10 protein-coding genes are annotated in these 13,052 nt (G+C 67.9%); 8 read left to right on the top strand and 2 right to left on the bottom strand.

The annotated features are described in order from the left end of the window. Positions 1-130: 130 nt before the first annotated feature. Complete coding sequence (locus tag KH616_RS12900; RefSeq protein ID WP_292245007.1) at positions 131-1,315, bottom strand: amidohydrolase family protein; 1,185 nt, start codon at positions 1,313-1,315, stop codon at positions 131-133. Between the two features lie 259 nt (positions 1,316-1,574). Here KH616_RS12900 and KH616_RS12895 point away from each other — a divergent pair, with 259 nt between their 5' ends. Together KH616_RS12895 and KH616_RS12890 are read left to right on the top strand one after the other, a co-directional pair. Continuing rightward, entirely contained in the window at positions 1,575-2,204 is a 630-nt protein-coding gene (locus tag KH616_RS12895; protein ID WP_292245005.1) for a glycine zipper 2TM domain-containing protein, read from the top strand. Between the two features lie 137 nt (positions 2,205-2,341). Continuing rightward, positions 2,342-2,848 (top strand): GNAT family N-acetyltransferase, encoded by a 507-nt coding sequence (locus KH616_RS12890; RefSeq protein WP_292245003.1) that lies wholly within the window; start codon positions 2,342-2,344, stop codon positions 2,846-2,848. 492 nt (positions 2,849-3,340) lie between these two features. Here KH616_RS12890 and glcC read toward each other — a convergent pair whose 3' ends face one another. Beyond that, positions 3,341-4,111, bottom strand: coding sequence for a transcriptional regulator GlcC (glcC, locus tag KH616_RS12885; protein WP_292245001.1), 771 nt, complete (start codon positions 4,109-4,111; stop codon positions 3,341-3,343). Between the two features lie 222 nt (positions 4,112-4,333). Between glcC and glcD the strand changes: the two genes are divergently transcribed. From glcD to KH616_RS12855, 6 genes are all read left to right on the top strand, one after another. Continuing rightward, on the top strand, positions 4,334-5,833 hold the full coding sequence (glcD, locus tag KH616_RS12880; RefSeq protein WP_292244999.1) for a glycolate oxidase subunit GlcD: 1,500 nt from the start codon (positions 4,334-4,336) through the stop codon (positions 5,831-5,833). Then, entirely contained in the window at positions 5,833-6,900 is a 1,068-nt protein-coding gene (glcE, locus tag KH616_RS12875; protein WP_292244998.1) for a glycolate oxidase subunit GlcE, read from the top strand. The genes glcD and glcE overlap by 1 nt, the downstream gene beginning before the upstream one ends. 12 nt (positions 6,901-6,912) lie before the next feature. Next, positions 6,913-8,133, top strand: coding sequence for a glycolate oxidase subunit GlcF (glcF, locus tag KH616_RS12870; RefSeq protein WP_292244996.1), 1,221 nt, complete (start codon positions 6,913-6,915; stop codon positions 8,131-8,133). A 20-nt stretch (positions 8,134-8,153) separates the two neighbouring features. After that, a complete protein-coding gene (locus tag KH616_RS12865) occupies positions 8,154-8,558 on the top strand; it encodes a heme-binding protein (RefSeq protein ID WP_292244994.1) in 405 nt (134 codons plus the stop codon). Between the two features lie 36 nt (positions 8,559-8,594). Continuing rightward, positions 8,595-10,769, top strand: a complete 2,175-nt coding sequence (locus KH616_RS12860) for a malate synthase G (RefSeq protein WP_292244992.1) — start codon at positions 8,595-8,597, stop codon at positions 10,767-10,769. A 442-nt stretch (positions 10,770-11,211) separates the two neighbouring features. Beyond that, positions 11,212-12,768, top strand: a complete 1,557-nt coding sequence (locus KH616_RS12855) for a sensor domain-containing diguanylate cyclase (RefSeq protein ID WP_292244990.1) — start codon at positions 11,212-11,214, stop codon at positions 12,766-12,768. Positions 12,769-13,052 lie beyond the last annotated feature (284 nt).

Genomic DNA, 13,052 nt, shown 5'->3' with positions numbered 1-13,052 from the left:
CATGCGGCATCGATGCCGCATGCGCCTCCCCCCGCTTACGTCCACCGCTTACGTCCACCGCTTACATCCGCCGCGCGCGATCCGCGCCGCGCGACACGGCGCCTGCCAGCCGCATCGGCTGACGTTCGTCTCACACGAGCACGCCGTCGCGCGCCACGACGATCCCCGACGACACCACGAGCCTGCGTACCGGCCGCGCGACCACCGCTTCGGCCAGCGTGCGCGCGTCGACGAGCACGAGATCGGCGCGGCTGCCCGGCTGCAATCCATATTCGGCAAAGCCGCAACCGCGCGCACCGCCATACGTCACGCAATCGAGCGCGCATTCCAGATCGTCGTCGCGGCGGAAATCGTTGCGCATGCCGATCAGCATCACTCGCTCGAGCATGTCGGGCGAACCGTACGGCGTCCAGGTATCGCGGATCCCGTCATTGCCGCCGATCACCGTGACGCCCGCCGCGCGGCATGCCGCGAGCGGGGGCACCGCAACGGACGCCGGCGCGGTCGTCACGAGCGCGACGCCAAGCGCCGCCATGCGCGCGAGCAGCGCATCGCGCTGACGTTCGCCGATCTCGCCGAGACAGAAACCGTGGCTGATCGCGACCTTCCCCTGCATCCCGAGCGCCGCCGTCCGCTGCAAGATCAGGTCGAGCGAGAAAGCGCCCATCGCCGCGGGCTCGTGCAGGTGAATGTCGAGCCCGCAACCCTGCCGGTCGGCGATGCCGAACAGCACGTCGAGCGCCTCGACTGGATCGCCTTCGATCGAGCACGGATCGAGCCCGCCGAGCACGTCGGCCCCTGCGCGCAGCGCATCGGCGAGCAGCGTGTCGGTTCCCGGCCGCTTCAGCACGCCCGATTGCGGGAACGCGACGATCTGGATCTCCAGCCGGCCGCGCAGCGCTTCGCGCGTGGCGAGCACGCCATGCAGGTGCCGCAATCCGGCATCGGTATCGACGTCGACGTGCGTGCGCAACCGCGTCGTGCCTGCGGCGAGGAACGCCCGCGCCAGTGCAAGCGACTGCGTGCCCGCATCGTGGCCGCTCGTCGCGCGCCAGCGGCGCTCGTTCTCGATGCGGTCGATCAGACGCGGCCCCACTTCGTTGCGATACCACGGCATGCCCCAGTGGGTCTTGTCCAGATGCGTATGGCCCTCCACGAGGCCCGGCAACACGAGCGCGCCGCCGCCGTCTTCGACGACGCAGCCGTCCGGCACATCGATCGCCGGCCCGATCCCGGCAATGCGGTCGCCATCGATCAGGATGTCGAGCGCGTCATGCACACCTGTATTGACATTGCGAATCAGCAAGCAGGCCATCGGCGTTTTCCTTCAACGGAATCCTACGGACGAAATATGGCGGCTGCCCGGCCGACCGCCGCACATCATCGCGCGCGATCCGACGCCGGCATGACCCGCGCCACCGCGCAGCGCGGCGGGGGATTTACGCCGCAACAGACTTTACATGTTGTTACGCGACCGCCTCGGACGTGCATCCGGCGTTTCCTTATACTCACGGCGAGTTCGCCGCCCCTCCCGATCATTCTGCGGCGAACGCCTTGCCGATGCAGGAAACATCATGATGCGCACGCCCTCCACGAAGACCGTCTTGTTCGCCGCCCTTGTCGCCGTCGCGGCACTCCCATTGACTGCCTGTGTCGCGCCGGGCTACGGCCCGTACGGCGGGCAATCGGGCTTCCCGGGCCAGCAGTATGGGACGCCGGCCTATTCGCAGCCCGCCTATTCCCAGCCCGGCTATGTCTCGCAGCCCGCGTATCAGGGCAACCCGGCGCCGGCGTATCCGTATGACACGCAGAATGGCGGTCAATACGGTTCGCAGTACGGGAACCCGTCCGGGAGCGCGTACGGCACGCAATACGGCACGATCACGAACATCCGGCCGATCAGCAACGCGACGGGCCCGTCGGGTATCGCAGGCACCGTGGTCGGCGCGCTGATCGGCGGTGTGCTCGGCAACCAGGTCGGCGGCGGACGCGGACGCGACGCAGCGACTGTGATCGGCGCGCTCGGGGGCGCCTATGCGGGCAACCAGATCGGCCAGCAGATGGGTGCGCAACAGGCCAGCGGCTATCGGATCGACGTGCAGGTGAACGACGGCTCGATGCGCTCGTTCGACGTGCCGACGCCCGGCGACCTGCGCCCGGGCGAGCGCGTGCGTCTCGACGGCAACCAGTTGTCGCGGTATTGAGCGACGCGCGCGGCGCGGCGAACGCTTCGCAGTGCGGGCCGCCCGGACAACCCGAAGTCGATTAGCATGGTCACGGCACGCCGCGCGGTTCGCGCGGCGTGTTTCGTTTCCACGCTCAATCACGACGACACGCTGCGATGATCACAATCCGCCCGCTCGAAAACGCCGACGCCGCACGATTCCAGGCATTGCGCCTGCACGCGATCGACACCTCGCCGACCTCGATCCTGCCGACGCGCGACGAAGAAGCCGCCCGCTCGCTTGACGAAGTGGTCGAACGCATTCGCCCGACGCGCACGCAGGCCGTGTTCGGCGCATTCGATGGCAATGCGCTGATCGGCATCACCGGCGTGCGCCGCGAGGCGCTCGCGCAGGCGAGCCACAAGGCGACGATCTGGGGCGTGTTCGTCGATCCGGCCTATCGACGCCAGGGCATCGCCCAATCGCTGCTCGACGCCGCGACGGCACACGCGGCGCATGCGTGGCACTGCATGCAGTTGATGCTGAGCGTGAACGCGATCAACGCGTCGGCCAGACGGCTCTATGCGTCGCAGGGATTCGTCCGCTTTGGCACGGAGCCGCGTGCACTGGTCGTCGATGGCTGCTTCTATGACGAAGAGCACATGGTCAAACTGCTGAAGTAATTCACGGAAAGCGGCGCGTGCGGGTCGCGCGATGTCGGCGCGCATATTCGCCGCCATGCGTACGCCGGCGCAATCGATCGGGCATCTGATCCGACACAGTCGCCCAAGACATCCGTTCGGCGATCCGGCTGCCCGCTCGCAGACAAATGAGGGCTCACTTCGCGACGTGCAACAGCGTCATCACGCACGTCGTCGAATCTTTATGCGCACAAACTCGATTCTGTTTCGCCTCAGCAGAACCCAAGGCCAGGCGGCCAGAACGAATGCCTCAGCCGGCGTCCGCATCCCCGGCGCCGGTCAAGCGCGTCGAGTGTGACGGGACGGCATCCTGTGGCCATCACCCAGCCGGCGAACGCCGTCGTCCACGCGCCGAGCAGACTCATTCGCCGCGTCGGCTCGGCTGCGCGCAACTCGAGCACTTACGCAAGCTCGGCACACCAGTCCCCCCTTCGCCCCGGCAGCGCCCGCTCCGTTTCCTGAAACCCGGCTTCATTACTTCCACCCTTCGAGCCTGAGCGTCGAGCGCACGAGCCGCTGCTCCTCCTGTTCGATTTCCCGCAGATACTCGACGCACTGGCGAATGTGCTCGCTCGCGGCCTTGCGCGCCTGCTCCGGCAAGCGCCCCGTCACCGCATTGAAAAGCCGCGCGTGCTGGCGATCGATCTGCTTCTTCAACGGTTCGCGGTGATACAGGTTGTTCACCGACGCGAATACCGAGCTGAGCAACAGGTCGGTCAGCGATTGCAGCGTGTTGACGAGCACCGGGTTGTGCGACGCCTCGCAGATCGACAGATGAAACGCATGATCGAGCTTCGCGCGCGCGGCCGGATCGAGATCCTGCGCCTCGGCGGCGACCATCTCCTCGTAGCGCCGCGTGATCAGGATGAAGTCGGCCGGCGTGCCGCGCAGCGCCGCAAGGCGCGCCGCCTCGGCCTCGAGCATCCCGCGCACTTCGAACAAGTCGAACAGCGTGCGCGGCTGCGAGCCGAGCAGATGCATCATCGGCGTGATTTCCCGCTGCGGGGCCAGGCTTGCAACGAACGATCCCTTGCCGTGCGTCGTCTCGATGATGCCGCGCGCCCTCAGCAGCTTCATTCCCTCGCGCACCGCCGTGCGCGACACGCCGAGCTTCTCCGTAAGGCGCCGTTCGGACGGCAGCGCCTGCCCCGCCTTCAGCACGCCATCGACGATCAGCTTCTCGATGCGCTCCGCGACGACGTCCGCCACCGCCCGCGCCGGATGCTCCCGATCCTGCATTTCCATACTGGTATGACCACCTTTACGAAACGAGGCCGATTGTCTCATAAACCCTTGTCGCCATTGCGTTTTACCCACATCCAAAACACGCTTTCCCGGCCCTGGACAAAAAACTGGTATGACCACGCTTCCCGCATCTGGACACGTGCGAGCCGACCCACAAGAATCCGTCCATTCGACGATCGGCGCATTCGCCGCGCGATCGCAAGCATGGCGGAGACACTCCCGATGAATTTCATCTACGACGAACAGATCGACGGACCGCTGCCGCCGGTCGACCGGCACGCGCTGGTCACCGCGCTGCATGCGGCCGCGCCGGGACTCGAGGTGCTGCACGAGCGCGAAGCGCTGAAGCCGTTCGAATGCGACGGCCTCGCAGCGTATCGCACCGTGCCGCTCGCGGTCGTGCTGCCCGACACGGTCGACCAGGTGCGTGCGGTGCTGCGCGTCGCGTCCGCGCACGGCGTCCCCGTCGTCGCGCGGGGCGCGGGCACCGGCCTGTCGGGCGGCGCGATGCCGCTCGAAAAGGGCATCCTGCTCGTGATGGCGAAATTCAACCGGATCCTCGCCATCGATCCCGACGCAGGCGTCGCGCGCGTGCAGCCCGGCGTGCGCAATCTCGCGATCTCGCAGGCCGCCGCACCGTACGGCCTTTACTACGCACCGGATCCGTCGTCGCAGATCGCCTGCTCGATCGGCGGCAACGTCGCCGAAAACGCGGGCGGCGTGCATTGCCTGAAATACGGGCTGACGGTGCACAACATTCTCAAGGTCGAGATCCTGACGATCGACGGCGATCAGTTGACGCTCGGCGCCGACGCGCTCGACAGTCCCGGCTTCGATCTGCTCGCGCTGTTCACGGGTTCCGAAGGCATGCTCGGCATCGTCACCGAGGTGACGGTGAAGCTGCTGCCGAAGCCGCCGAGCGTGAAGGTGCTGATGGCGAGCTTCGACGACGTCGGCAAGGCGGGCGGCGCGGTCGCGACGATCATCGGCGCGGGCGTCATCCCCGGCGGCCTCGAAATGATGGACAACCTCGCGATCCGCGCGGCCGAGGATTTCATTCACGCCGGTTATCCGGTCGATGCGCAGGCGATCCTGCTGTGCGAACTCGACGGCGCGGCGAGCGACGTCGCCGAGGACGCCGAGCGCGTCGCCGCGCTGCTGCGCGACGCGGGCGCATCGGAGATTCGCGTCGCGCGCGACGAAGCCGAGCGTCAGCGTTTCTGGGCCGGCCGCAAGAATGCGTTCCCCGCGGTCGGCCGCATCTCGCCCGACTACTACTGCATGGACGGCACGATCCCGCGCCGCGAGCTGCCGCGCGTGCTCGAAGGCATTGCTGCGCTGTCCGCCGAATACGGCCTGCCGGTGGCGAACGTGTTCCACGCGGGCGACGGCAACATGCATCCGCTGATCCTGTTCGATGCGAACCGGCCCGGCGAGCTCGATCGCGCGGAGGCGCTCGGCGGCCGGATCCTCGAGCTGTGCGTGGCGGTCGGCGGCAGCATCACCGGCGAGCACGGTGTCGGACGCGAGAAGATCAACCAGATGTGCGTGCAGTTCAATGCCGACGAAATCACGTTCTTCCATGCGGTGAAGGCCGCGTTCGATCCGCAGCGCCTGCTCAATCCGGGCAAGAACATCCCGACGCTGCACCGCTGCGCCGAATTCGGCGCGATGCACGTCCATCACGGCCAATTGCCGTTTCCCGAACTGGAGCGCTTCTGATGCGACGCGAATTCGAATCGATGGACGACAGCGCCGCGCTGGTCGCGCAGGTCAACGAGGCGATCGGCGAACGCCATTCGCTGCGGATCCGCGGGGGCGACACGAAGGCGTTCCTCGGCCGCCCCGTGTCCGGACGCGAGATCGACACGCGCCGGCACCGCGGCATCGTCAGCTACGCCCCGACCGAGCTGGTCGTGACCGCGCGTGCCGGCACGCCGCTCGCCGAACTCGAAGGCGCGCTCGACGCCGCCGGCCAGATGCTACCGTGCGAGCCGCCGTCGTTCGGCGGCGCGGCGACCGTCGGCGGCATGTTCGCGGCGGCGCTGTCCGGCCCGCGCCGCCCGTGGGCCGGCGCGGTGCGCGACTTCGTGCTCGGCTGCCGCGTGATCACCGGTCACGCGAAACATCTGCGCTTTGGCGGCGAAGTGATGAAGAACGTCGCCGGCTACGACGTGTCGCGCCTGCTCGCGGGCAGCTTCGGCTGCCTCGGCCTCGTGACGGAAGTGTCGCTGAAAGTGCTGCCCAAGCCGCGCGCGACGCGCGACCTGGCGCTGACGCTCGACGCCGGCACTGCGCTGGCGCGCGTCGCTGCATGGCGTCGCGCGGGCATGCCGCTCGCGGGCGCATGCCACGCGGGCGGCATCCTGCGCCTGCGCCTCGAAGGCGGCACGGGTTCAGTACGCGCGGCACGCGACGCGATCGGCGGCGAGGCAATGGACGATGCATTCTGGACGCAATTACGCGATCAGACGTTGCCCTTCTTCGACGATCCGCGTCCGCTGTGGCGCCTGTCCGTGCCGGGCGCCGCCCCGCTCGACGCACTGGCCGGCCCGACGCTGCTCGACTGGGGTGGCGCGCAGCGCTGGCTGAAAACCGACGCCGATGCGGCCACGCTTCAACGGCTCGCCGCGCAATGGGGCGGCCATGCGACCTGCTTCACGCCGGGCGTGACGCCGACGCCGTTCCAGCCGCTCCCTTCCGCACTACTGCGCGTGCACCGGCAACTGAAGGCGCAACTCGATCCGCACGCGATTTTCAATCCCGGCCGCCTGTCCGCCGACTTCTGACGCGATACGCCGATGCAAACCCATCTCAGCGAAACAAGCCAGGCCCTGGCACGGGCCGATGAAGCGGAGGCGATCCTGCGCGCCTGCGTGCACTGCGGCTTCTGCAATGCGACGTGCCCGACCTACCAGGTACTCGGCAACGAGCTCGACGGCCCGCGCGGCCGCATCTACCTGATCAAGCAGATGCTCGAAGGCGAGCCGGTCGGCGACACGACGCAGCAGCATCTCGACCGCTGCCTGACCTGCCGCAACTGCGAGACGACCTGTCCGTCGGGTGTGCGCTATCACGCCCTGCTCGACATCGGCCGCGCGGAAGCCGAGAAACACGCGAAGCGCACCGCACGCGAACGCCTGCTGCGCGCCGGCCTGCGCCACGTCGTGCCGCGCCCGGCGACCTTCGCCGCATTGCTGAAGGCCGGCCGCGCACTGCGCCCGCTGCTCCCGGACACGCTGCGAGACAAGATCCCGGCAGCCGCGCCGGCCGCCGCGCCACGCCCGCCCGTGCGCCATGCGCGGCGCGTACTGATGCTCGAAGGCTGCGTGCAGCCGTCGCTGTCGCCGAACACCAACGCCGCCGCCGCGCGCGTGCTCGACCGGCTCGGCATCAGCGTGACACCGGCGCCGCTCGCCGGCTGCTGCGGCGCCACCGAATATCACCTGAATGCGCAGGAAGCGGGACTTGCCCGCGCGCGACGCAATATCGACGCATGGTGGCCCGCGATCGAAGCGGGCGCCGAAGCGATCGTGCTGAGCGCGAGCGGCTGCGGCGCGTTCGTGAAGGAATACGGCGACCTGCTGCGTTTCGACGATGCCTATGCGGACAAGGCGCAGCGCGTCAGCGCGCTGGCACGCGACATCGCCGAAGCGATCGCCGCCGAGCCGCTCGACGCTCTCGTCCGCGCCGGTTCGCGCCGCATCGCATTCCATTGCCCATGCACGCTGCAGCACGCGCAACGGCTGGGCGGCGTGGTCGAAAGCCTGCTCGTCCGGCTCGGTTTCGATCTGACACCCGTCGCCGATGCGCATCTCTGCTGCGGTTCGGCAGGCACCTATTCGCTGACGCAGCCCGGGATCGCGACGCAACTGCGCAACAACAAGCTCGATGCGCTCGAAGCGTCGCGCCCCGACCTGATCGTCACGGCCAACGTCGGCTGCCAGACCCATCTGAACAGCGCGGGCCGCACGCCCGTGCGTCACTGGATCGAACTCGTCGACACCCCACTCGCCAACTGAACGGATTCCGGAGAACCCTGATGCACACCAAACCCGTACTCGATCGCGCCGACGCCGACCGCATGCTCGCCGCCGCCCGTGCAGAAGCCGACGCGCACGGCTGGGCCGTGTCGATCGCGATCGTCGACGACGGCGGCCATCCGCTCGCGTTCTCGCGCCTCGACGGCGCCGCGCCGGCGAGCGCCGCCATCGCGCAGGAAAAAGCGCGCTCGGCGGCGCTCGGACGGCGCGAAACCAAGACATATGAAGATATGATCAACGGTGGCCGCACCGCCTTCCTGAGCGCGCCGCTCGCGGGCCTGCTCGAAGGCGGCGTACCGATCACGGTCGGCGGCCACATTGCAGGCGCGATCGGCGTGTCTGGCGTAAAGTCCGAACAGGATGCGCAGATTGCCCGCGCCGGCGCAGAAAGCGTCGCGGCTTGATCCGCGCGCGTGACACTTTTCCCGGGAGGATTCACGATGATCGACCATGACGGACTGCAAGTCGCGGAAGCGCTGAGCCAGTTCATCGAAAACGAAGCGCTGCCGGGCACCGGCATCGACAAGGCCGCGTTCTGGCGCGGGTTCTCGGCGCTCGTGCACGACCTTGCCCCGCGCAACCGCGCGTTGCTCGCGGAACGCGACCGTCTGCAACAGGAACTCGACGCCTGGCATCGCGCGCATCCGGGCCCCGTGCGCGACATGGCCGCGTACCGCGCGTTCCTCGAGAAAATCGGTTATCTGGTGCCGCCGCCGGCGAACGTCGCGGCCGCCACCGAAAACGTCGACAGCGAAATCGCCGTGCAGGCCGGCCCGCAGCTTGTCGTGCCGCTGTCGAACGCCCGCTATGCGCTCAACGCCGCGAATGCGCGCTGGGGCAGCCTGTACGACGCGCTGTACGGCACCGACGCGCTGCCCGAGGACAACGGCGCGGAGCGCACGGCGACCTACAATCCGACGCGCGGCCAGCGCGTGATCGACTATGCGCGCGACGTGCTCGATCAGGCCGTGCCGCTCGCGCAGGGCTCGCATCGCGAAGCGTTGCGCTACCGCGTGCATGACGGCCAGCTCGCCGTCGATACCGGCCGGGGCGTCACGCATCTCGCGCATCCCGAACAGTTCATCGGCTACCAGGGCGCGGCCGACGCGCCGTCGGCGATCCTGCTGAAGCACAACGGCCTGCACATCGAAATCCAGATCGACGCCACGACGCCGATCGGCCGCGCCGATCTCGCGAACGTGAAGGACGTCGTGCTCGAAGCCGCCGTCAGCACGATCATCGACTGCGAGGATTCCGTCGCCGCGGTCGATGCGGAAGACAAGGTCCAGCTCTATCGCAACTGGCTCGGCCTGATGCAGGGCACGCTCGTGGAGGAAGTCGCGAAGGGCGGCAAGACCTTCACGCGCCGCCTGAACGAGGACCGCACCTACACGACGCCGAACGGCGGCACGCTGACGCTGCCCGGCCGCTCGCTGCTGTTCGTGCGCAACGTCGGCCATCTGATGACGAACGGCGCGGTGCTCGACCGCGACGGCAACGAGATTCCCGAAGGCATCCTCGACGGCGTCGTCACGACGCTGTGCGCGCTGCACGACCTGAAGGCGAAGCGCAATTCGCGCACGGGTTCGATCTACATCGTGAAGCCGAAGATGCACGGCCCCGCCGAAGTCGCGTTCTCCGATGCGCTGTTCGCGCGCATCGAGGATCTGTACGGCCTGCCGCGCAACACGCTGAAGATGGGCATCATGGACGAGGAACGCCGCACCAGCGTGAACCTGCCCGCCTGCATCGCAGCGGCTGCCGGACGCGTCGCGTTCATCAACACCGGCTTCCTCGACCGCACCGGCGACGAGATGCACACCGCGATGGAAGCGGGCCCGATGATCCGCAAGGGCGACATGAAGTCGTCGGCATGGATCGCGGCCTATGAACGCAACAACGTGCTCGCCGGCCTGTCCGCCGGCCTGCGCGGCCGCGCACAGATCGGCAAGGGCATGTGGGCGATGCCGGACCTGATGCACGCGATGCTCGAACAGAAGATCGCGCATCCGCGCGCGGGCGCGAACACCGCATGGGTGCCGTCGCCGACCGCGGCGACGCTGCATGCGCTGCACTATCACCAGGTCGATGTGCCGGCCGTGCAGCAGGCGCTCGAGAAGATCGCGTACGCAAGCGAGCGCGACACGCTGCTCGAAGGGCTGCTGGCCGTGCCGGTCGTCGAGCGCGCCGAATGGAACGACGACGACATCCTGCGCGAAGTGGAAAACAACGCGCAGGGCATTCTGGGCTACGTCGTGCGCTGGGTCGAACAGGGCGTCGGCTGCTCGAAGGTGCCCGACATCAACAACGTCGGCCTGATGGAAGACCGGGCGACATTGCGCATCTCGAGCCAGCACATCGCGAACTGGCTGCGCCACGGCGTGATCTCCGAGGACTTCGTGATCGGCGTGTTCAAGCGGATGGCGCGCGTCGTCGACGAACAGAACGCGGGTGATCCGAACTATCGCCCGATGGCGCCCGACTACGACGCGTCGGCGGCATTCAAGGCAGCCTGCGCGCTTGCGCTGCAGGGCGCGGCGCAGCCGAGCGGCTACACCGAGCCGCTGCTGCACCAGTCGCGGCTGGCGTACAAGCAGCATCGGCGCGCCGGCTGAATGAAGCGCGGGCATGGCCCGCGCGCATGACGTCGACACGGGCGGCCGCATGGCCGCCCGTTTTCATATCCGCGGGCGACGTCCGCCGCGGCATCGGTGGCACGCATGCGTTGACGTCAAACGTGGCGCGGCGTCGATTCTCAATATTTATTCCACGTCAAAATGTGCGCGTTATACTGCCTCCAGCGCATGCCGCGCGACGGATAATTCATCCTGTCCGGAACGCTTTCACGCTATTTTCATGCGGGAAAACGCGCGATCGGCAGGCGCGCTGTTCCCGCATCGGGGAATACCATGTCGGACGACAGTCGTGCCCGCACGGAGCGCGCCAGTCGTCCCCAAGAACACCGGACGGGATCGCGGCCGATCCCGTCATACGAACAAACGCATTGGCCCGAAGCGCCCGTCTTGCGCAGCGGCGATGCCTACCGATTTTCGGAACATGGCAGAAACCGAATACGCAGTGTCCAGCGGGCCCGGCTTGCTCAGCCGCGCGACCGCTCGATTCCGCCGGCTGTTCGCCCCGCATCTCGTCTTCTATTCCGGCCTGCTGATTGCCCTGATCCTGTTGCTGCTATGCGGCATCGTGCTCTACGAGGGCAGGATCGATGCGCGCGAGAGCGCGCGCACCACCCTGCAGAATCTCGCACTGATGGCCGCGTGGGATATCGAGCGCAACGTCGAAATCTATTCGCTGTCGCTGCAGGCGGTCGTCGACGGCGAGAACCAGCCCGACATCGTCAGGCTGCCGATGCCGATGCGCCGTCAGGTGCTGTTCGACCGCGCGACGACGGCCAAGTATCTCGGCGGCATCTACGTGCTCGACGCAAAAGGCAATATCACCGTCGACGGCGCGGGTGACGTGCCCCGCGCCGCCAACTATTCCACCCATGCGTTCTTCACGGTTCAGCGCGACAATCCGGACGCCGGGCTGTTCCTCAGCGATCCGTACCACTCGCACCTGCGCAACGGTTCGCCGAGCGTCGCGCTCAGCAAGCGCATCACGCGGCCCGACGGTTCGTTCGGCGGCGTCGCCGTCATGGCGATCCGGCTCCAGTATTTTCAGGATCTGTTCGCCCGCCTGTCGCTCGGCAAGCGCGGCGCGATCTCGCTGATCGGCACCAACGGGCTGATGCTGATGCGCCAGCCGTACGACCCCAAAATCATCGGCCGCGACATCCGCAACGCGAGCACGTTCCGGCAATTCATGTCCGCGAGCGAGGGCAGCTTCTCGGACACCGCATCGATCGACGGCGTGCGCCGCCTGTACGTGTACCGGCATCTCGACAATCTGCCGCTCATCATCATGGTCGCCGAGGCCGAATCCGAAATCTATGCCGCATGGTACGAGCGCGCGATTCCGGTCGGCACGGCGATGGTGCTGCTCGCGGCCGGCTTTGTCGGTCTGTCGCTGCTGCTCGACGTGCAGTTGCGCAAGCGCTATCGCGCGGAGACCGAGTTGAAGGCGCTCGCGCGCACCGACGGTCTTACCGGCCTCGACAATCGCCGCATGCTCGACGACACGCTCGCGCGCGAATGGCGCCGCGCCGCGCGCTCGCAGCATGCACTGTCGCTGCTGTTCGTCGACGTCGACCTCTTCAAGCGTTACAACGACACCCAGGGCCATCAGGCGGGCGACGATGCGCTGGCGGCGGTAGGACGCTGCATCGCGGGCTGCCTGCGCCGCCCGGCCGATTACGCGGCGCGCTACGGCGGCGAGGAGTTCGTCGTGATCCTGCCGGACGTCGCGTCCGAAGGCGCCGCGGCGATCGCCGAATCGATCCGCGCGAGCATCCAGGATCTCGACATCCGGCATCCGGACAGCGAATCCGGGCAGCTGACCGCCAGCATCGGGGTGACGACCTGCTTCCCCGCATGGGGCGGCAGCGTCCAGGCGGCGCTGAAGCTCGCGGACGAAGCGCTGTACCGCGCGAAGGCGAGCGGACGGAACAAGGTCGTGGTGCAGGACGCCCGGCATTCCGAGCGCCGCCGGGCCTGACGCAACCGCCGGCGCCGTCGCGGCATAGGGCCGCAACGGCGGGCGGCGGTGTCACGCCTGCGCAAAATCGCGGACAATACGCGCTCGATGCGTCGCCGCGCGGCCCGTGCCGGTACACGCGCCGGCCAGCGCCCGTCCGTGCGCCGGGCCCACACCCACCATGAAACTCAAGGCAAAGATCCTTCTTCTGGCCATCGTGCCGTTTCTCGCCGCGATCGCCGGCATCGGCTTCGGCGTGCGTCAGCAGGCGACCTCGCTCGCGCGCTCGCGGATGGAGATCGAGC

The sequence above is a fragment of the Burkholderia sp. genome (assembly GCF_018375725.1).
Taxonomy (GTDB): Bacteria; Pseudomonadota; Gammaproteobacteria; order Burkholderiales; family Burkholderiaceae; genus Burkholderia.
The sequence above is the reverse complement of the archived record's forward strand: the minus strand, read 5'-3'. Positions and strand labels throughout refer to the sequence as shown.

Coding starts and splice junctions, on each gene's coding strand:
- KH616_RS12900 (WP_292245007.1), bottom strand. CDS start 1,315: ATGGCCTGCTTGCTGATTCGCAATGTCAATACAGGTGTGCATGACGCG.
- KH616_RS12895 (WP_292245005.1), top strand. CDS start 1,575: ATGATGCGCACGCCCTCCACGAAGACCGTCTTGTTCGCCGCCCTTGTC.
- KH616_RS12890 (WP_292245003.1), top strand. CDS start 2,342: ATGATCACAATCCGCCCGCTCGAAAACGCCGACGCCGCACGATTCCAG.
- glcC (WP_292245001.1), bottom strand. CDS start 4,111: ATGGAAATGCAGGATCGGGAGCATCCGGCGCGGGCGGTGGCGGACGTC.
- glcD (WP_292244999.1), top strand. CDS start 4,334: ATGAATTTCATCTACGACGAACAGATCGACGGACCGCTGCCGCCGGTC.
- glcE (WP_292244998.1), top strand. CDS start 5,833: ATGCGACGCGAATTCGAATCGATGGACGACAGCGCCGCGCTGGTCGCG.
- glcF (WP_292244996.1), top strand. CDS start 6,913: ATGCAAACCCATCTCAGCGAAACAAGCCAGGCCCTGGCACGGGCCGAT.
- KH616_RS12865 (WP_292244994.1), top strand. CDS start 8,154: ATGCACACCAAACCCGTACTCGATCGCGCCGACGCCGACCGCATGCTC.
- KH616_RS12860 (WP_292244992.1), top strand. CDS start 8,595: ATGATCGACCATGACGGACTGCAAGTCGCGGAAGCGCTGAGCCAGTTC.
- KH616_RS12855 (WP_292244990.1), top strand. CDS start 11,212: ATGGCAGAAACCGAATACGCAGTGTCCAGCGGGCCCGGCTTGCTCAGC.